17 protein-coding genes are annotated in these 20,131 nt (G+C 61.5%); all 17 read right to left on the reverse strand.

Going from position 1 to position 20,131, the window contains the following annotated elements:
• Positions 1–36 precede the first annotated feature (36 nt).
• Entirely contained in the window at positions 37–1,143 is a 1,107-nt protein-coding gene (locus tag P8A25_RS05260; protein ID WP_022397326.1) for an acyltransferase, read from the reverse strand.
• 79 nt (positions 1,144–1,222) lie between these two features.
• Positions 1,223–1,588, reverse strand: a complete 366-nt coding sequence (locus P8A25_RS05265; RefSeq protein ID WP_022397325.1) for a hypothetical protein — start codon at positions 1,586–1,588, stop codon at positions 1,223–1,225.
• A 605-nt stretch (positions 1,589–2,193) separates the two neighbouring features.
• Positions 2,194–3,219 carry an acyltransferase family protein gene (locus P8A25_RS05270; RefSeq protein ID WP_215443585.1) on the reverse strand — a complete coding sequence of 342 codons (1,026 nt, stop codon included), beginning with the start codon at positions 3,217–3,219 and terminating at the stop codon, positions 2,194–2,196.
• Positions 3,220–3,287: 68 nt separating this feature from the next.
• Positions 3,288–5,597 (reverse strand): polysaccharide pyruvyl transferase family protein, encoded by a 2,310-nt coding sequence (locus P8A25_RS05275; RefSeq protein WP_215443583.1) that lies wholly within the window; start codon positions 5,595–5,597, stop codon positions 3,288–3,290.
• Positions 5,584–7,119 (reverse strand): oligosaccharide flippase family protein, encoded by a 1,536-nt coding sequence (locus P8A25_RS05280; RefSeq protein WP_022397322.1) that lies wholly within the window; start codon positions 7,117–7,119, stop codon positions 5,584–5,586. The genes P8A25_RS05275 and P8A25_RS05280 overlap by 14 nt, the downstream gene beginning before the upstream one ends.
• Positions 7,120–7,126: 7 nt before the next feature.
• Positions 7,127–8,149, reverse strand: coding sequence for a glycosyltransferase (locus tag P8A25_RS05285; protein WP_215443581.1), 1,023 nt, complete (start codon positions 8,147–8,149; stop codon positions 7,127–7,129).
• Positions 8,146–9,183, reverse strand: coding sequence for an acyltransferase (locus P8A25_RS05290; protein WP_102727127.1), 1,038 nt, complete (start codon positions 9,181–9,183; stop codon positions 8,146–8,148). Before P8A25_RS05290 ends, P8A25_RS05285 begins: the two co-directional genes overlap by 4 nt.
• A gap of 49 nt (positions 9,184–9,232) precedes the next feature.
• Entirely contained in the window at positions 9,233–10,237 is a 1,005-nt protein-coding gene (locus tag P8A25_RS05295; RefSeq protein WP_102727128.1) for a glycosyltransferase, read from the reverse strand.
• 23 nt (positions 10,238–10,260) lie between these two features.
• Positions 10,261–11,109, reverse strand: a complete 849-nt coding sequence (locus tag P8A25_RS05300) for a glycosyltransferase family 2 protein (protein ID WP_215443579.1) — start codon at positions 11,107–11,109, stop codon at positions 10,261–10,263.
• A 3-nt stretch (positions 11,110–11,112) separates the two neighbouring features.
• Positions 11,113–11,652 (reverse strand): transferase hexapeptide repeat containing protein, encoded by a 540-nt coding sequence (locus tag P8A25_RS05305; RefSeq protein WP_022397317.1) that lies wholly within the window; start codon positions 11,650–11,652, stop codon positions 11,113–11,115.
• Between the two features lie 34 nt (positions 11,653–11,686).
• Complete coding sequence (locus P8A25_RS05310) at positions 11,687–13,267, reverse strand: hypothetical protein (protein ID WP_102727131.1); 1,581 nt, start codon at positions 13,265–13,267, stop codon at positions 11,687–11,689.
• A gap of 22 nt (positions 13,268–13,289) precedes the next feature.
• Positions 13,290–14,471 (reverse strand): glycosyltransferase, encoded by a 1,182-nt coding sequence (locus P8A25_RS05315; protein WP_404838788.1) that lies wholly within the window; start codon positions 14,469–14,471, stop codon positions 13,290–13,292.
• Positions 14,468–15,604: a glycosyltransferase gene (locus tag P8A25_RS05320; RefSeq protein ID WP_102722467.1), complete on the reverse strand. Its 1,137-nt coding sequence runs from the start codon at positions 15,602–15,604 to the stop codon at positions 14,468–14,470. The genes P8A25_RS05315 and P8A25_RS05320 overlap by 4 nt, the downstream gene beginning before the upstream one ends.
• Positions 15,601–16,752: a glycosyltransferase family 4 protein gene (locus P8A25_RS05325; RefSeq protein ID WP_215443577.1), complete on the reverse strand. Its 1,152-nt coding sequence runs from the start codon at positions 16,750–16,752 to the stop codon at positions 15,601–15,603. The genes P8A25_RS05320 and P8A25_RS05325 overlap by 4 nt, the downstream gene beginning before the upstream one ends.
• Positions 16,739–17,950: an O-antigen ligase family protein gene (locus tag P8A25_RS05330; RefSeq protein WP_102731329.1), complete on the reverse strand. Its 1,212-nt coding sequence runs from the start codon at positions 17,948–17,950 to the stop codon at positions 16,739–16,741. Before P8A25_RS05330 ends, P8A25_RS05325 begins: the two co-directional genes overlap by 14 nt.
• 16 nt (positions 17,951–17,966) lie before the next feature.
• Entirely contained in the window at positions 17,967–18,950 is a 984-nt protein-coding gene (locus P8A25_RS05335) for a hypothetical protein (protein ID WP_022397310.1), read from the reverse strand.
• A complete protein-coding gene (locus P8A25_RS05340) occupies positions 18,947–20,119 on the reverse strand; it encodes a glycosyltransferase (protein ID WP_102731327.1) in 1,173 nt (390 codons plus the stop codon). Before P8A25_RS05340 ends, P8A25_RS05335 begins: the two co-directional genes overlap by 4 nt.
• Between the last annotated feature and the right edge of the window lie 12 nt (positions 20,120–20,131).

Consider the following 20,131-nt stretch of genomic DNA (forward strand, 5'->3'; position numbering starts at 1 on the left):
ATTCGAAAGAATTTTCAGTTAAATTACAGGGGGAAGTTATAATGGAATGAGTCGGAGAATCCATTCCTTCAATTTTAACAGGGTTCCTTCCAATTTAAGGGACAGTTCGCGGATGTGCAGCAGCCGGAACAGGCCGCTCCGCACGTAGTCGATCAGGGAGCAGGCGAGGTAGATGCCCAGGCTGGCTCCCAGCGCCCCGGCGGCCGTGAAGTACCAGGGGCAGGCCTGCAATTCCGCAAACCGCGCCTTGATGATGTTTTGCCAGATGAGGGGATTGTTATGGATGAGGTAAACGGCAAAGGAAAGCGGGGCGAAGAAGGAAATGAGGCGGATGGCGGTTCCGCTGCTGATGCGCATGCGCGCGCAGGCCATGAGCAGGAAGAAGGAGGACAGGCAGCAGAACGGCGCCGTATAAGAGACAAAGAGTTTTTCCGCAATGCCCGGATTGAGGGGAAGATACCCCAACGCGATTACTCCGGCGGTGGGGAGGATGCAGCACAGGACGTAGTAAAGCGCGGGCCGCTTTAACGTGCTCCAGAGCTGGAAGTGCCCCAGGCAGCCGCCGACGACGTACAGGCAGACCAGCCAGATGGCGCTGTAGCCGCCCTGGCTGAGCCAGTTCCCGTAGCCGGATATGGTGGAAAAGAGGGAGAAGACAATCAGGACCAGCAGGCAGAGCCACCTGGCGGATTCCCTGCTGAGGGAACGGATGGCCGGATTAAGGAAGGGAATAAAGCAGAACAGGACGGCATAAGCCGTAAAGTACCAGTAGGCCAGGCGCAGCACGGGAAAGAATGCCTGGATCATTCCCTTAAAGCTTACACTGCCCGGCACGAGCCATTTAAATAAAAAGGTTATTCCAGCGGTGTAAAAGAAGACCTGAAACCATAAGTTGATAAAACGGGAAATCCGGTACGGCACATTGACGCCCACGTAGCCTGTGATAAGGGCAAAGCAGTTGACGGCGCAGTAGGCGCTGAGTTCAAGATACCAGGAGACGGCGTAATTGGGCGTTCCGAGGAAGCTGTTGTCCAGGTTGCCGCCCTCCCCCCATTTGAGCACATGAAGAAGGACGACGAAGAACATGGACAGGCACCGGAGAAGGTCAATGCCGTGATTTCTGGAATGGGCCGGGGCTGCCATGAGAAATGCCAAGGAAAAGGTGATGCTGCTGGGATCTTACGCCGGGACTGCCGCCATTGCCTGCAAACGCTTCATGATTTTATTTTTCTTCCTCAACGTTCTTCGCGGCTCCCTCCACGGCTCGCGCCATGAATTCCTCCAGCGTGAGGTTTTTCCGGACGGCGGCTTTCATGGCAAGATTGATGATCCGGTTTTTCAGGGGAACCGTGATGAGGGAAGATACCTCATTGGAGGCGGCCAGGGCTTCCTGGCCGTCCATGAACCGCTTGATGAGGATTTGGGCATGCCGGGAGAGCTTTTTTCTGACAAAGTAGTTGTCGATGGCGCTTCTGTTCATGCCAATGGCCGAAGCCAGCGTGGAGCGGCTGATATGATTTTCAGCCATCCAACGCCCCAGCTCCAGAATATCCACAAGAGGTTCTTCCATGTGGGGTACTTTGCTCATTGTAATGATGAATCAAAGATTTTGAGCGGAGTATGATTGATAATCGCTCAATGAATGTCCTTGTTGAACACAATAAAGGGTGGGTGCCATCAATGAGTGTTGTGGATTCCCCGGAGAGCCGGGTAATTTTTGGAGGGAGGCATGCGCCTTCCTTTCTTTTCTGGATACTTCATCCATTGGTCAGAAATGAATAAAAAATCATCGGCGGCGTTCTTGCCGCGGCCCGTAATCCTTGTTGATTCCGTTAGGGACATTCTCCATTCTCCGGAATCTTATTGCTTGAATTAAAGTTTCCTTGCCCTTTCTTAAATTCTGCCCTGCCGCATTTGCAGGGGCCGGAACTTGGCGAATGCATCCGGGACAGGCGGCCATGGAAGATAACAAGGCGGTCCCGGAGGGACATGGACGGACAGCGCATCAATTCATGGAGATGCATGCAGCCGAACGGATGAGGGCACATTCTTTTTCTGCGTAAGGAATGTGTTTTATCCCAGGCAGAAACTGGCGGAAGCTTCCCCCATGTGGCTTGGGCGGCATTTCTCCGGCTGTGACCGGGTATCCTTTCCCGGTGGACGGGGCGGATGTCTTTAATGGGTCTTTGCCCTTTAAGCCGACGGCTTTCCTGACGGCCGTTTAACATGGGCCAGATACGGCAGCAGGAAAGGGGTGAAACGTTTCAAGGCAAAATAGAACAGCACAATAGCCGTGAATGCCAGCAGCGGGGTGAACAGGGAGAAGGCACCAAATTTCATGGATGAAGGAAGGCATTCGTAAATGGGCAGGTGCAGCATGAACGTCAGAAAACAGGCGGGAGCCAGCAGGGCTATTCTGGCGGCAACGCCGGGCAGACGCTTTTCCATCCAGATGCCTGCGTACATAATCAGCATGACTCCCAGCAGCATGCCCGCGACCGTTTCCGTCCACAGGGAAAGGATTCCGGCGGAGTGCAGCAGAACCATCGCGGAGGAAACGAGAATGCTCACGCAGAAGACGACGCCGAATTTTTTGTTCAGCACCAGATGGATGTCGTCAATCCGGCGGGAACTGAGCACGACGCCCAGCAGGTAGAAGGCGCAGGACCCCACGGAGAGCGTCACCAGGGGATCGGGAGCCATGTTGCAGAAGGAGAAAAAGAGGAGCAGCGCGGGCGGCAGCAGTATTTTAATGCGGGCCAGCAGCGGCGTCAGCAGGGTAAGAATGATGATGTCCCTCAGAAACCAGGAGGGGCCGATGGGGGGAACGTCGGGGGACTCGCTCCCAAAGGAGAAGAGGTCCATGCCCGGCAGGAAGACGTCCCGGATGCCGGCCAGGTCCGCAAGCTGGAAGGAGCTGCCGGCAGGGAGGGAGAGAAGGAACAGGTACAGCACGTTCCAGATCATGTACGGGATGAACAGCCATAAAGCCCGGTCAACTGCCTTGTTCCAGGTGATGTTTCTTGCCAGAAAGTAGCCGGCCAGCACCAGGAAGAAGGGAACCCTGCCGTTGTAGAAGAGGTGGATGCCCGTTGTCTTGAGCAAGGGGGAGGACAGGTGCACGTACATGATCAGGAGCGCTGCAAGCACCCGCGACACGTCAATCCATGCGACACGTTTTTTAGGGATTTCCATGGGAAGGGAGTTTTTCTGCGGCATGAGCCGGATATTGAGTTGGCAGAGGGTTGAAGTTAATGAAGGGCGGAAGGTAGGGAACCGTCCGGGCGTCATGATCTGCGGATGCGGTGGTACGCCCGTGCCAGGAGTTTTCTTCCTTTTTTCCTGAGCCGCCCCCACCGGGACGGCGGTCTCCTGGTCAGTTTTTTCTCCGTCAGGCGGCTGTATTCTGCCAGGGTGGCATCCCTTTCCCCGGAGAACGCCTGCTGAAGCCATTCCCGGGATTGCGAGATTTTCTGTTCCAGCAGTTCATTGACGGGAGCGTAGTCCATCGTGAGCGGGACGTTCTCCGGCAGGGCTTCCGCGTCTTCGGGCAGCATGCGGTCCTGAAGCCGGAGAAGGTTCAGCAGGGAGTGGAAGCGCCCGGAGCCGCGCATGGGATTGTTGATGCACAAGAACGGCTTGTTGAAGATCAGGGCGAAGCAGACGCCGTGGAAGGAGTCTGTAATGAAAAACTCGCAGTGGAGGATGTTGCCGAGCCATTCATATAACGTGGCTTCCTTCATGGTATTGGGCAGGTTCAGCCTGCCGAGGTTGTCCACCTCCTCTTTCTGGATGTCCACCATGTTCAGCAGGGGGAGCCCGAGTTTGGAGGAGGCGTCCAGCAGGAGCTTCCTTTTTTCCGCCGCCGGGTCCAGGATGTAGGAGACGATGCGGCCTTTGGCCGCCGGAGGCGCCTGCCGTGCCAGCTCCTCCCAGCGTTCCCTACCCAGCAGGAAGACGGGGTCCATCACCCAGGCGCTTTCACGCCCATAGTGCCGCTTGAGGTGCTCCACCATCGGTTTTTCCCGGACGGAAACGGCATCGAACCGTTTGAGCAGCATGGCCGTTTTTTTAAGATATTTCCCGGAAGGTTCCGTCAACTGCCCCATGGACGGCCCGTAGGCGATTTTCCGTTTCTCCCCTCTGGCGAAGTCCAGGAAGAAGAAGTGCCCCATGAAACCCTGGTTCCACACCTGGTCGGAGCCTACCATGAACGTGTCAAACTGGTCGTTTAAGTGGTAGGCGTAGTCCAGGGAGTGCAGCGGCGTTGTGGAAATGCGCTCCCGGACCAGGAATTTTCTGAATACCGTCGCAGGGTCTTTCTGCCGCTCCGTGAAGGAAAAATCAATCAGGGAAACGCTTTTTCCCATTTGCTCCAGCAGCCGGTAAAGGGCGAAGGAGGTGAGCACGGCTCCATAGTTGCACGTCATCCAGACGCCCAGCAGGCCCACCTCCGCCCGGGGTTTGAAGCGGGCCGTGTGCTGCGCCACCGCTTCCGTGAAGGGTTTCTGCCGGAGGTCCCGGAGGAAGTTCCGGCGCGCCAGCCGGGAGGGGAAGGCAGGCTTCCGCCGGATGCCCCTGTTGGTGTGTTTGACGGCCTGCCAGTTCTCCCGGTGCAGAAAGAGCTCCTTCCCGCATTGGTTTAAAAGTTCTTCCCCGCGGGGAGTGCTCGCCAGCAGCAGGGAGATTCCCCTGGAATCATCCCACTTGGGATGGAAGTATCCCGCGCCCCAGAAGTCGGCCAGGGTCAGGTCACTGGTGCGGGGGCCGGAAGCATGCGGGCAGTTGTAGCATGCTTCCCCCAGGCAGATGTCTGACAGGTACGCCTGCATGAAAAGGTCTTCCGTATAAATGCGCGCGCCGGAACCGGAGCCGTCCCGGTGGAATTTCATCACGGAGTAGTGATTCCAGCCGTGGGTTTTGTCCCGGAAGTTGATGCAGCTTATCTGCCGGCCCGTGCTCCGTTCATAATCCTGCCGGTACGCGTCAAAAAGGTTTTTGGAGGGTACGCCGTGGCAGGCGATGTCAATGATGAAGAGGCTGTCCCAGGGCTTTTTCAGATAGGCTCTCAGGGCCGCCGCCTGGCAGGGCGTCCCGGAAAACAGGACCGTTTTCCCCTCTTTCAGGTCCTTCTTGATGTCCCGGTAGGCGTGGCCGGGGTCCGCCTGAAGGTATTTGCTGCCGTTCAGGAGCTTGAGCTCCGGCAGGGAGTCCAGGCGCACATGGCGGACGGAAAGTTCCCTGTCCGTGTTCCACGCCACGCCGTAGACCACGCCTCCCTGTGCAAGAATATGCCGGGCCAGGATGGTGAATACGCCTCCGCTGGAGGAGTTCAGGCGCACGGCCTCGTCCAGCGCCCAGGCCGCGTATGCCCTGGGCTCGTCAAACGCCTGGGGGGGCCGTGCGGGCGCATTCAGGTCCGGGCAGGTTTTGGTGCAGAGGCCGCAGTGGACGCACGCTTCCAGATTAACCGCGGGCGTTAAGAAGCCGGAGGGGCTCCAGTTCATGGAAATAGCGTCCCTGGGGCAGATGTTGGCGCAGGCGGAGCAGCCCGTGCACAGGGTGGAGAGCTCAGGCGGGGCATCAGTTTTTATCATGGCGGGAAGGAATCAGTTTTTGCAGGGGGCCGAGAAACATGTCCCGTTCATCCCGGTTGAGGTAGAAGAACCAGATGGTTCCCACGGCCAGGAGGCCGTAGCAGAAGGCGAAGGCCAGGAAGGAGAACCAGTTGTCCAGCGTTAGCAGGGCAACCGCTCCCAGCCCCGCCAGGATCATGACGGCGGAGGGCAGCAGCAGGGGCCCGTAGGTGCGGCGGAAGAAGAGCCTCATGTCCAGACCGGCGGTGCGGGCGTAGTAGCGGTTGATCATCAGCACCTGGCCGATGAACAGGGAAATGGCGGTGCCGATGAACATTCCGATGGTGCCGTAGTACAGGGAGATGAAGTAGCCCAGGATGACGCAGAGCAGGGAGGAGTAAAAGAGGATGATGGCCCTCCCCTTGTGGATGTTGAGGGCCTGGAGGATGGCGAGTCCCGTGTTTTGAGTCAGCGGAACCAGCAGGGGGAGCAGCACGATGACGGCCCCCACCCAGACCGTGCCTGTCTGGTCCCCGATGGTTTTCCCCACCCACAGGTGCAGGAAGTCGTGGCCGCAGCTGATGAAGGAAACCAGGATGACGCTCAGCAGGGCCAGTTGAAGGCGCCCCACCCGTATCATCATGCGGGTGAGCTGCTCCTTGGTGGAATCCAGGGCCACCATCTGCATGATTTTGGGGGCAATGACTCCGGAAATGGCGGTGGAAGCCGTCATGAAGTACTGGGAGAACGAGATTCCCAGCGTGAACAGGGTGACCGCCTGGGCGCCCGCCGTCCTTGCCAGGATGGGAGTGCCCGCCCGCCAGTAGAACAGGTCCATGAGCTGGTTCAGCAGAATCCAGAAGGAAAAGGTGAACATCTCCCGGTACAGCTTCCAGTCAGGCTTGCGGAAAATGATGCGCACGCCCAGGCAGCGGATGGTGTAATACGTTCCCCACGCCAGGCTGGCTACGCCGATGCCCACGCCCAGGACGGTGAGGGCGATCGCCTTGTACCCCCACACCAGGAGCAGGACCGTAAGAAGCGTATTGAAGAGGGAGAGGCCCAGGCTGACCAGTCCGGGAACGATGAATTTCATGTAGGACCCAGGCACGCAGGACAGCGGCCGCAGGGGGAAGGCCAGGATGATGTTGCCCAGCGTCAGCAGGTACAGGATTTTCAGGGTGTCAAGCTCCGGCCCGGACAGATTGGGGAACAGGGCGCCCAGGTTCACGTAGCAGATCATGCCCGCCGCGAAGGTGAGCAGCCCCAGGAAGGAGAAGAGCATCATAGCCTGTCCCAGGAAATGGGCCTCCCGGTCGTTCTCCTTTTTCGCGTGATAGGTGGCGATGTATTTGTTGACGGTCACCCCCAGGCCGAAGTCCGTCAGGGACAGCCACGCAATCACGGAATTGCTGAGCATGAAAATGCCGTATTCATTCTCTCCCAGACTGGACAGGGTAAACGGGGTCAGAAAGAACTGCGTCGCCAGCCTGACGATGATGGATATGTAATTAATGCAGGCCCCCGTCTTGATTTCATTCATGTGGAATTTATTTCTTGTTGGCCAGCAGGTTCCCGAGCAGGTGCCCGTAATTTGATTTGAGGGAAAAGTAAAGTATCCGCGGCAGGTTGACAAGCGTCACATATTTTTTTAAGGCGGAAAAAGCTTCTTTCCGTATGGCCTTTTCCCGGTCGGGGTAAAGGCTTTTTATTCTATCCGCAAGAAGTTTATAGTTGGCATAGCAAAGCCTGAACAGGACCAGGAGGCTCCGGCTCCGCTGGAAATAGTTGCTGCTGTACGGGGAACGCCCGTCAATGCAGTTGCTCAGGTCCAGGATGGCGCGAAGGGCGTTCATGTAATCCTCCAGAGGCCTTTTCCGGTTGAAGAAATTGCTGGTAACCCCTGTTTCTCCGTCGGCGGAATATTGATAAAAAGGCTTGTTGATGACGGTTACGGAGCTGCAATGGCAGAAACATTGCGCCGTGAAATAAAGATCTTCCGCAAATTTGACGTTTTCCGGGAATTTAATTTTATTTTTAACCAGAATTTCCTTTTTATATATCTTGGCCCAGCAGGCCGGAATGTTGTTGTTTTCCACAAACGGTGTTCCCGCGTGGAAAACAGCCGTGGAATCCGGAGGCAGGGGGCGGATGGAAGGGGACATGAAGCCCGTCCATTCCGCCGCGCAGGAAACGAGGCTTGCGCCGAAGACGACCATGTCCGCTGCGGTCTCCCGCATCGTTTCATGGCAGGCCTGGAGCGTTTCCGGGAGGAGCCGGTCGTCCGCGTCCACAAACGCCAGATGCGGGGCATGCGCCAGGCTTATCCCCAGGTTGCGCGCCGCGGACACCCCTTCATTCCGCTTGTGGATGACGCGGAAGCGCGCGTCCTTCCGGGCGTATTCATCCAGAATCGCGCCGCTGCCGTCCGTAGAGCCGTCGTCAATGCAGAGGCATTCCCAGTCCGCCAGGGTCTGGTTCCTGACGGAATCCAGGCAGGCCGCAAGCTGCTTTTCATTCCGGTACACCGGGATGATGATGCTGAACAGGGGGGTGTACGCGTCCGGGGTCATGAAGGGAAAGTCAGGGGGGCGGCGGGTTCAACGGAAAGGGCGAGGGGGGAGTACATCTTCTTTTTGAGGAACAGGAACCTGCTCCAGCCCAGGGCATCGCATAATCTGGTGACTCCCAGGCAGGCCGCCAGCACCAGTGCCACGGACAGGGCGGCAAAGCAGATTCTGCTGGAATCAAAGGCCAGCACCGGGACCAGCGGCTTGCACAGGAGCGTGAAGGCGGGGGAAAAGATGACGATGGACAGGGAATTCCTGCCCAGGTAGGCGAACAGTTCCCGGATGGCCCTGCCTGCGGAATCGCAGGTTTTTACCAGAAAGCTGAGCGTGAGCATGCAGAGGCAGAGCCCCAGCATGCTGTCCCGGGAGGGGAGGGGGAAAAGGAGGCAGAGCGCGGCGGCGGGGACAGCCGCCCACAGGGTGGGGAAGAAGCATTTCAGGATGGGGAGCCCGGTCATCCGGAAGAAAGCCCCCAGGAGAAAGTAAGCGGCGTGAATCATTTGGAACGCCGGATTGAACCAGGAGACGGCGGCCAGGAGGGCGGCGCATACGGCCAGCCGGGCCGGAGGGGACAGGCGCGGAATGCGGGAGACGGCATAGTAAACGGGCAGGCATACGGCCAGCAGGTAGAGGTACCAGTACGTTCCGGCGGGGGCCAGCAGCAGCGCCTTCCAGAAGGCGGGGAACGCCGGGTCCAGCCGGTTGCTGGCGGGAACGGAGGCGGGCAGATGGGACAGGGCCAGGTAGTACAGCGATTCAAAGACCAGGTACGGCGCCAGAATGCCCAGCCACGTTTTCAGGAACTGGCCCGGAGTCTTGCCGGTATTGGCGAAGAAGCCGGAAAGGATGATGAAGCCGGACATGTGGAAGACGTACACGTACCGCGTGACGTCCAGGTAGTGCGTGGAGAACCAGGACAGGTGGAAAAGGACCATCAGGGTGATGAGAATTCCCTTGAGGTAGTCCACTTGCGGAATCCGGCCCCTGCCGGGCGCGGCTGCGGGCGGGGGAATGGCGCTGTCAATGGCTGCTTGCATGGCTGGAAAATGGGCGGCGGAAAAAAACGGTTGAGTGGCGCATGAGGCGTTAAAGATGCCTTGTTTTCAGCAGGAGATGGGCCATGCGGTACCTGCGTGCGGCCAGCAGGCGGCAGACCAGGTGGAAGTAGGGGCCGCACAGGCGCAGGTCAGCTCCGCGCGCGGCCAGTCCGCTGGAGAGGAAGTCCCGGAACACCGCCTTGCGGGCGGCGTAGGGCTGCTGCTGGAGGGCGTGGAAGATCACGTTGATTTTTTGCAGGATGTAGCCTTTGACCACGGGAACGTCTTCCTGCGGGAGGGCCAGCGTGTCCGTCCACGCCAGGAATTTGGCTGCCAGCATGTCTATGTCCTGCACGAGGTTGAAGCGGCTGCGCTTGGCCGCGCCGTTTTCCTCCTCCCGCACCCGGTAGTGGTAGAAGGCCCTTTTCACCAGGCTGATGCCCGGAGCGCAGGCGGAGAGGTAGTCCAGGACGAACTGGAAGTCCTCAAACACCACCGCGGAGGCGTTGAAGCGGATGCCGTTTTTTTCCAGAAGCTCCGTGCGGAACAGTTTGTTGCAGGAGGATTCCATGTCCAAGCTGGTCAGCAGGTAGCGCAGGAAGGCGCCCGTTTCTTCCGCGGGAATGTACTGGTCCCGGCTGGGCAGCGCGGTTTCCGTGCGGGTAAGGCGGCAGCCCGTGTGGAAGTCCTTGCTGATTCCGTAGCAGTGGAGCGCGGCTTCCGGCGTGCGGAGGGCGGCGTCATGAAGGCAGGCCAGCATGTCCGGCTCCACGGAGTCGTCCCCGTCCACGAAGGCGGTCCAGGTTCCCCGCGCCCGGGAAAGGCCCGCGTTGCGGGCGGCGCTCACGCCGCGGTTTTCCTGGTGGATGGCGGTGAAGCGCGCGTCCTTCCGGGCGTATTCGTCCAGAATGGCGCCGCTCCCGTCCGGAGAGCCGTCATTGATGCAGATGCATTCCCAGTCCGTCATGGCCTGGTTCCTGACGGAATCCAGGCAATCCCGGAGAAAGGGGCCGGAACGGTAAACGGGAATGATGATGGAAAAGAAGGGATTCATGGAAAAGCGGGAAGAAATGGGGGTTAGCGCGCCGTCTTGCCGGAGCCTTTTTTCTGTTTCTCAAATTGCCGGGCGTCCACGAGGGTCCTGTACCACCAACCCTGCATGAAATGCCACAAAAATCCTTCCCGTCCGTCCAGAAAACCCAGCTTGAGGAAGTAGCGGTAGCAGAAGTAGGCGAAGGAGCGCCAGAAGAGAGGCTGCCGGGCGTAGCGTTCCTTCATGGCGCGCTTCCTTTCCGCCTGCCCGTTGATGCCGGAGTCCGCCGCAGCGGAGGAAAGAATGTCTTCCAGGTCAGCCAGCTCCCGGGCGGAGTAGTCCACGTGCTTGTGCGCCCACCAGCCCAGTCCGTTCAGGTTCTCGTCCACGAAGTCGTGCTCGAATTCCACGGCGCGCCCGCGGCTGAGCTCCATGTGCTCGTCCATATGGCGCTGTTCGCATCTGGCCGCTCCGTAACGGAACAGGCGCAGCAGCTTGACGGGGTAAACGCCGTGCTTCATCCACCGGCCCAGGAAGATGTGCCTGCGCTTGTGGATGACTCCGGTGACGTCCGGGGGAAGGGCGGGCAATTTTTCCTTCAGCTCCTCCAGGGCTTCCGGCATGAACCACTCGTCCGCGTCCAGGCGCAGAACCCAGGCGGTGGTGATGGGGCAGTGGTCCAGCGCCCAGTTGAATTGCGGAGCGTAGAGGCCGGGCCATTCGTGCTGGATGACCTGCACGCGGGGGTATTCCCGGCAGATGGCGGCGGTGTTGTCCGTGGAAAAGCAGTCGATGACGAAAACTTCTTTGGCCGCCGGGAGGATGTTCTCCAGGCAGCGGCGGATGTGAAGTTCCTCATTCTTGGCAAGGATGATGACGGAAAGGTCGAGCATGGTTCAGCGGAGCGTGCGTTGTTTGATGAACTTGGCCGGGTTCCCTCCCACTACCGTCCAGGGGGCCACGTCCCTGAAGACGGCGCTGCGGGCTCCCACCACGGCTCCCGTGCCTATTGTCACCCCCATGCCCACGAAGGCCTGCGCCGCCACCCAGGCCCGGTCTTCCACGGTGATGGGGGCGGTGACGAGGGCGTGGCCGGGGTCTGAAATGTCATGGGAGGCCGTGCAGAGGAAGGTTCCCTGGGAGATGACGGCGTGGCTGCCGATGGAGATGGGGGCCTTGTTGTAGATTTCCGTATCCGGGCCGATGCAGGCATATTCCCCCATGGAGAGGTTCCACGGCGCCCATATCCTGCTGCTGGGGTACACGAGGGAGACGAGCGGTATTTTTGCCCCGAACAGGCGCAGCAGCAGATTCCGGGGCACCTTCATGGCGTTGGTGGCCATCATCCGGAAGAGGGTCCGGTTGATGACGTACCAGCCGTACCGTTTGAGGCGGTGGCTGAGGGAGTAGTGTTCCTGGTAACGGGACAGGTTCATGGCGGGAGGATGTCGTTTGAATGGTGAAAGGCGTTCAGGGCCGGGAGGCCGGGGCGGCGGAAGGTTCCGCGTCTGTTCTCATTCCGGTGGAGAAGGGGCGCAGGGGGCCGTCCGCGGATTCCCCTGCTTTCTGGAAATAGGCGGCCCGGAAGGCGGCTCCCTCTCCGCTGCCCCATAGCGGGGCGTTCCAGGGATGCTCCGGGTGGTGGAGGTGGCCCTCCCACAGACGCTGCATGTTGGCAAGCCGCGCGGATTCCGTGAAGGCGAGCGTGGGCGCGGCCTTGGCGAAGACGGAGAGGCTGGGCAGGGCCGCCAGCGCCAGATAGCAGACGCACCATGCGCGCCACGGGCGGGTGCCCACCGGCTCCGCAAAGATGCGGGTGAAAAGGAGGGCCAGGCAGAAGAAGCTGACGCTTGAGGCCTTGTAGCAGAACTCATTGTAGCCGCCCACGGAACCTATGTAAATGAAGTAGGTGAGGGTCAGAACGGCCAGCGCGGTCCAGAAGAGGTCGTCTTTTTTAAACCGGCGGAACAGGAGGACCGCCGGAGCTCCAACCGTCAGCAGCCAGGACCCGGCCAGCGCGCCCCAGAATTTCCAGCCGCCGTGCCGGAGCAGGTCAAAGGGGGAGTCCTCCCAGGTCAGGCGGATGCGGTTGTTCCCGTTGCTGCTCGTGAAGTAGATTCCGGCCAGCAGGACGAGCGCGCCGCCCGCCAGCACCGTCCAGGAGGAGAAGTACTGCCTGGCGGGGGTGTGGCGGACCAGCGCGCGGACGGCAATGAAGACCAGCAGGCCCAGCGAACCGATGGGGGAGGCCAGCAGGCACAGGGAGGCCAGGAAGAGCTGGTGCCGGGGCGGTATGTCCCAGGCAACCGCCATGGCGAGGAACAGCCACAGCAGCGTGGTGTGGTGGAAGGTGTAATGGAGCTGCATGGTGGGGGCCACGCCGCCGAAGAAGGCCAGCACCGTCAGGTAGAGTTCATGGGCCGTCTGCCCCTGCGGGTTGAATAAATGAACGCTCCATCTGACCACGCCGTCCAGCGGGCCCTGGAAGATGAGCAGGACCAGGAAGAGCAGGGTGGCCATGCGGAATTTGCCCCAGAGGACCGTGAGCGCCAGCGCCAGGCCCAGTTCAATCCAGGCGGTCAGGACATAGTTGACGATGAAGACGTCCGACCAGGAGAAGCATTTGCATATCAGGGCCGGAGGCAGCCAGAAGGCGAGGTAGTAGATGAAGTGCCTGCCGTCCGCTTCCGCCAGCGGCCAGTCGCACCGGATGAGTGTTTCGTAAATGGGGTTGCGGACCACGAAGTCCGCGTGCTGGAGGGCCACCCCCGTTATTCCTCCCGCCAGCAGCCACAGGAGGGAGAGAAGAAGGGCGCAGAGGTAAACGGCCAGCTGCCGCCTGGTGAAGTGAAGCGTGGGGACCGGGAGCTTCACGCACAGCAGGACGGAAGCCGCCGCCACGGCCATGGCCGCCGGAACGGAGAACAGGGGCCTGACCCAGCCCAGCAGGAAGAGGATGGTGGGCAGAGCCATATAGGCCACGGCGCAGGAAGCCAGGAGCCTGCCGCTGATGGTGAACGCTGTGTCCGTGTTTTTCCGTGTCTGTTCCATGAGGTGGCTGAATGAAGTTCTGCTAGGGGGTGGGCGTATTATTGCGGAAGACTTCCTCCCACTGGCGGACGACGTGTTCCCGCGTGAATTTCCGGCTTTTGGCGGCGGCTTCCCGCGCCATGGCGTGCAGGGCGGCGGGGGACTGCATCAGCCCGGCGGCCATGTCAGCCATCTGCCGCGCCTGGAACCCGCCGGACGCCGGCAGGATGCAGCCGTTCTGCCCGTGGTCCACCAGGTCATACGCGGAAGAGAAGCTCCCGTAGAGAAGAGGCACGGCGCCGAAGGACATGCCCTCCACCACGGCGAGCGGCAGTCCCTCGTATTCCGAGGCCAGAAGGAGCAGGGAGGCCTGTTCGTAATACGGGGCCGGGTTCCGGAAGCCCTCAAAGGAGACGCGTTCCAGGCGGCGCTCCGCGCAGAATGCCTGAAGGGCCTCCTTTTCCGGGCCGTCCCCCACCAGGCGGAGGGTCCAGTCCGGGAAGCGGGGTTCCAGCAGGGCCCACGTTTCCAGCACGCGGGAGACTCTCTTCTGGTTGGGTTCCAGCCGCCCCACAAAAAGAAGCTCCTTCTTCTTGAAGGCCGGATCATAGCGGAATTCCCGGTTTTCCACGGTGACGGGGTTGGGAATCGTCAGGAGTTTCCCGGTATTCTTCAGTCCGGTGATGTTCCGGAAGGCCCGGTGGAAGCTGTCGGAAAGGAGGATGTAACGGTCGCTATGGGCATAAACGTAGCGCAGGCTGGCCCCGGTAGCCATGGCGCAGCCTTTCAGCAGGAGGCGCAGGAAGGCCCTGTTTACCGGATTCCCCGCCCGGGCCATGCGCATTCTGAGGCCTTCCAGCCGCGCGTTGCAGTCCGAGGCGTTGTGGTGCACGGCCAGCAGGCGGCAGGAGAGGCCCCGCATGGCCTTCCGGCACAGCCGGGTGACGTGGAAGGGCAGGCACCACTGGTTGATGACGATGTCAATGCGGCGGGAGGAGAGGAGGTCCCGGAGGGCGGCGAGATTGGCCTGGCTGGAGACAGGATAGCCCAGCCGGTGCAGGGTGACGCGGCTGTCCAGCGCGGGGGAGGGCGTCTCCGTCACTTGTTCAAAGGAGACCACATGCACCTCATGGCCCCGTGCGGAGAATTCGTTCGCCAGAATGGCGGTGACGGTTTCCACGCCGCCTATGGAGGGGAATTTCCCAAGCAGAAAGAGGAGGTTCATGAAAGGTCGACGAATTCCGGTTTGGGTTCCTGCCCCAGCAGGTAACGGTACAGGCGTTTCATGCTGGCGGCCACCTGGGGCGAGGCGTAGGTTTCCATGATGAGGCTGCGCCCGCGGTCCCCCATGGCGCGGCTTTCCTCCGGCGTGAGGTTGAAGGCTTCTTCCAGCGCGGCGGCCAGGGCGGCGGGGCTGTTGTCGCGCCACCAGCCGCATCGGCGGGTATCCAGCTCCTCCCACGGCGTTCCTTTACTGGCGATGACGGGCGTTCCCGCCAGCAGACCTTCCGCAATGCTCATGCCGAAGTTTTCCTGATGGCTGGGAGCGCAGAGGACGTTGAGCGAGGCGAGCAGTTCGTATTTCTCCCTCCCCGCGGCGAAGCCCGTAAAGCGGATGCCGGGGCCGCCCACTTCCGCCGCCAGCCGTTTCAACTGCGCTGCGTAGTCCTCCGGGCCGTCCCCGATGAGAAGGAGCTCCGCGTCCCGGAGGTTGAGGCTGCCCCAGGCCCGGATGAGGCTTTCCAGATTTTTAATGGGGTGGAAACGGCCCAGGAACCCGGCGCGGAAACGCTCTCCCGCGCTCCGCCGGATCTGGCCAATCCATGAAGGCACGGCCACCGGATTGGGGATGACCGCCACGGGGTTGGCAAAGCCCAGTTCGCGCAGGTGCCGCGCTTCCTCCCGGCAGGTGGCGTGAAGGCAGTCCGCCTGCGCCAGGTCCCGGCGGTGGCCCAGCGCCAGCATGAGCTTTTTCCTCCACGGCTTGATGGCCAGCGCCTGCGGGTAAAGCATGCCGTGGGGGGAGGCCACGCAGGGCTTGCGCGTTTTCCGGGCTTGCGCGCAGGTAGCGTGGTTGACGTCCAGCCACAGGCCGTTGGTGTGGTAAAGGTCGTAGTCCCGCCAGGCTCCGAGCCGGCGGCGCAGATTCATGGAAATGCCCAGAGGGGTGCAGAGGTCGTTGGGGACGGCGCGGATGAAGGAGCTTTCCTCTTCCGCGGGACTCCCGGCCCTGTCTTCCACGGTGAGGATGTCCGTAGCGCAGCCGAGGTCGTTCAGGGCCTGCACCAGTTCGCGGGTGCAGGCCGTGGTTCCCCCGGACTGGGAGGCCATGGAGGCGATGGTGTGCAGGATCTTCATGATGCCGTTTCCTTGAGGGGAGCCCAGGGAGCTGCGGGGCGGTTTTCTTCCCGGCCTTCCGTATAATGAACAATATGGACCAGATAGCGGGCCGCCGCGGCTCCGCTGATGGTTTGTTCCGCCCACGCGGCGATGGCCTTCCGTTCCGCGGGGGAGAGGCGGCCCTTGTCCAGCCATTCCCGCAGGGCGCGGCGCAGGCTTTCCGGACGGTCCGGGTCAAAGGAGCCGCCGCGCTGGCGGCCGTCAAGCAGGCTGGCGGCTCCGCACGCCGTGGAGCACAGCACCCTCATGCCGGACTGGAGCGCCTCATTCACCACGGCGCCCCACCCGTCAAACAGGCTGGGGAGGACGAGCAGGTCGCACTGCCGCATCAGGCGGCGCGTTTCTTCATTTCCCAGCGTGCCGAGCAGGGAAATCTGCCCGCAGTCCTCCGTTTCCAGGGCGGCCTGTTCCCGCAGCGGGCCGTCCCCCACCACGAGGCAGCGGCGGAAGGCGCCGCGGCATTGCCGGGCCGCGCGGAGGAAGGGCAGGAGGTTCTTCCGGGGGATGAGCTGGCCCACGAACAGGAGATCGGGTTTTTCCCCGGGAGAGGGGGGAGCCATGGCGGGAGTTTCCGCGCCAGCCGCGGATGCGGCTGATTCCGTGAAATAGCCCCATTCAAAGACGGAGTCCGCCGGGAATCCGGCGCGGCGGTAGCATTCCACGCCCAGCCGCCCCGTCGCCAGCAGGGCCGCGATTTTTTTCCCGTACCGCAGGCGGAGAAAGCGGTACTTGACGCTCCTGAGCAAGCCGCGCCAGCCCTGGTGGCGGTAGGGTTCCGCGTACACCATGGTTTTCAGGCCGCGGCGGACGGCCTGCTTGAACGCCGCGTAAACCATCGGGTAGGTGCTGATGCCGGAAAAGACGTGGACGGCCGCGGGATGGGCGCGCAGGGTTTCCTCCACCGTCCGGGCGTCCGGGGAGATGAGGATGCGGGCGTTCCCCATGTCCGGCACCGTCCAGCCGCTGGATTCCCTCTCCCCTTCAAAGTCCGTCTGGACCGCCAGCAGGACGCCGTGCTCCCGGGCCAGCGCCTTGATGAGGGCTGACTGGTGGATGCTGATCATGTTTTGCCAGAAGACGAATTGCATGGTGTTATTTTCCTCCATTGGGCAGGTTGCGGTACGCATGGGCCCCCCCGATGACGGCCCAGAAGACGGCGGAAAGTCCGGAACCGGCTGCAAAGACGTACCCTTCCGCAATCATGTGGACGGCGAAGAGGGCCAGGGCCGCCTGCGCCGGGGAAACGGGCGGAGAGCCCGGCGCGCGGAACGGGCGTTTGAGCAGGTTGCCGAACAGGATGAAGAGGAAGGGAATTCCCCCCAGCAGGCCCGTCATGGCGAACACGGCCCCGTAGGACGTGCCCGGTTCAATGATGCCGGTCACCAGGGACTGCTTGAATGAAATGATTTTCTGGGAGGCGAACCCCACGCCGTACAGGGGGGAGGAAAGGAACTCCGTTGCGCGGTCTTCCCACAACTGGGTGCGGGAGGACATGGCGCTCCCCATGCTCAGGTTGGCCTGCTGCTTGGCAAGCGTGTTGGCGCCGAAGTGCTGGACAAAGGGCACCAGCAGAATGCCCAGGAAGAACAGGGCGAGAAGCACCCGGAAAAGCTTTTTGGGGGCATGCCTGAAGTACATGAAGAAGACGTACCCCACCCCCATCAGGGTGGCTACCAGGGCGGAGCGGGAGGCGGAAAGCAGGATGGAGCCCAGGCACGCGACCATCAGGCCCAGGCGGAGTTTGGTCTCCTTCCTGCCGGAATCCCGGTTTTCCAGATGGAGGACGGTCAGATAAACCAGCCCCAGCCCGGCGAGCAGGCCCAGCGTGATGGATTGCCAGACCAGCCCCCCGAAGAGGCCCGCCACATTGATCATCTCACTGGTATTGTAGCGCATGTAGTTGATGCCCAGGAAGTAGCCGATGAAGGAGCCGGCCCCGATGAAGACGCAGAAGCGCATGAGCCAGAGGAACAGGTTCAGGCGGAACGCGTTCAACAGGCGGGAGGAAGTCAGCGGGGTAAGCGCCAGCAGGAGGAGAAGGAAATAGGCCAGGCGGTACCAGGGCTTGAAAATGGCGGGCGGATGGTTGAACGCCAGGCTGAGGACGCATGCCGCCGCCATGATGACCAGGGGCATGCTGGTCTTCTTCATTTTCGTCACGCACACCGCGGCGGCCACCGCCAGCATCACCGGATACAGGGGGGCAAGAAAGGAGATGGCGCCCGTCATGGTGGAGGCGATCGCCGCCATTACCAGGAATGACCAGGTTCCGTGTTTCTTGATGTATTGCAGAAGGGATGCCATGCTGTTCAGGGGAAATTCATGCGGACGGGGAAGGCGTTCCTATCCGGTAGCCCAGGCGTTCCAGCTGCGGGAGCAGGGAGGCTATCCGCGCTTCCCAGGGAGCGTGCTCGCAGGCCGCCCGGTAGTTTTTATCCACCAGGTCCTGATAGGAGGAAATGTTCGTTAAAAGGTTCGTGATTTGTTCATGGGCGTTCCGTTCGCTTATTTCCACGACGGGATTGTACCCCAGCAGGTTGACCAGTTCCTGCGGGGCCCTGCCTGCCGGGAGCGTGCGGGACAGCATGCATTCCCAGTAGCGCTGGGTCAGGGTTTCCACCTCTCCGGCCATGGCCGGGTGCGTATCGCAGCGGGGGTAGGAGACGGTGATTTTTGCGGAGGCCAGCCCCTCGCAGAGGGAGCGGAAGTCCGGGAACAGGAGGGGACCCTCCGCGGCGGGGAACAGATGAACCCATTCGGGATGTTCCCGGCAGGCCCGGACGGCGGCGCGGTGGAAGAAGGGCATCTGCCTGCCGAGCTCCAGAATATCGGCGGGCCTTTCCCGGAGGTCCTTTCCGGGCAGGTAGCCCGCCGGGTCAATGCCTTCCGGAACGTGGACGGTCCGGATACGGGGCAGTTCCTTCCGGACGTGTTCGCAGACCTGGGAGGAGGTGCACAGGAAGGTGCGGACGCGGTGGCGCTTCAGGGAGGAGATGAGGCGCGGCCAGTACCGCGGCCAGACGTCCCACAGCATGGGGATGATTTCATGCGTGTAGGCATGCGGCCATGCGAAGGAGTCCGGATAGCCCGCGCCGGGGACCAGCAGGGCGTTCCGGCGGGAGGAAAGCGGGGGCAGGTTGGCGGACAGCTTCAGCCGGGCCACGGCCAGCAGCGCGGGCCAGGGAAGGGGGCGCCTGCGCTTGATGCCGCCCCCGCAGGCCTGCCACGCCCGGGCAAACCAGTCCATGAAGAACTGGTGGTTCCCCTTTTTGCGGACAGGTTCCAGCAGAAGAAGCTCTTTCATGGGTTCACCTCCTTGAGCATGCCGTTCCATTCGCGGATAATCCGTTCCAGCGTGAAAAATTGTTCCTGCGCGCGCGCCTTCCGCGCGTACAGTGCCAGGTCTTCCCCGGCCATGGAGTGCATGGCTCCGCACAGGGCGCGGCTGTCCCCGGCGGGGAACAGGCGCCCCGCTCCGCTGTCCCGTATGAGTTCCCGGCAGATGGGGATGTCTGCGGCGATGACGGGGAGGCCGCAGCTCATGGCCTCAATCTGCACGAGGCCGAAGCCCTCGCACCGGGAGGGGAAGAGCAGAATGGCGTGTTTGGGGTATTCCCGCTCCATGGCTGTGTGGCTGCCGTGCAGGCGAACGCGGGATTGCAGGCCGTGTTCCCGGATGAATTCCTCCATCCACGGGCGCAGGGGGCCGTCTCCATACACGTGCAGGTTCCATTCCCCGTTATTCCTGCTGAATTCCCCGAATGCCTCCAGGGCCAGGTCCGCCCCCTTGTGGGAGGACAGGGAGCCCGCGAAGACGAACGTTTTTGACGTCAGCGCGGAATGCCGTTCCGCCGTGAAGCTGGCCGGGTTGTAGATGCGCCGCGTTGCCAGGTGCTGGCGCGTTTCAAAGTTCCGCCTGTCGTGGTCCGACAGGACGACGATTTGGTCGAAGCGGTGGTAGAACCGCTTGAGCGCATGGCGGAAGTAACGGGAGAAATGGGGCCCCTTGAACCCGAAGTAGTCTTCATAGGCCGCGTGGGACCAGGAGATGATTCTGGTGCGGGGGGAAAGCTGCGGCCGGAGCAGGGCGAGCAGCAGGGAGTCCTCAAAGCCGGACCCGAAGACGACGGCGTCATATTGGTGGCGGTTGATGTGGCTGGTGAGGCGCTTTTTAAAGGAATGCGTGTACCGCAGGAAAGCGTACGCGCGGGCGCCTGCGGAGGAGGAGAACAGAGGAGTCCGGGTGACGAGCCTGTCCATCACGGAACGCCTCATTTTCTCGTAAACGTTCATTTCATGGTGGAAAAAGCGGATGTTCTCCAGGTCCAGCCCGTACGCGTTTTCCAGCGGTGGGCGCCGCAGGCAGTACACGCTGATTTCATGCTCCCGGCACAGCGCGTTCATGATGCGCGTCAGGACGCGGGAGACTCCCCCCACGCCGAAACGTTCCCAGGCGATGAAACAGATATTCATGAGTAAACGGAA

The sequence above is a fragment of the Akkermansia sp. BCRC 18949 genome, from assembly GCF_045011645.1.
GTDB classification, from domain to species: Bacteria; Verrucomicrobiota; Verrucomicrobiia; order Verrucomicrobiales; family Akkermansiaceae; genus Akkermansia; species Akkermansia massiliensis.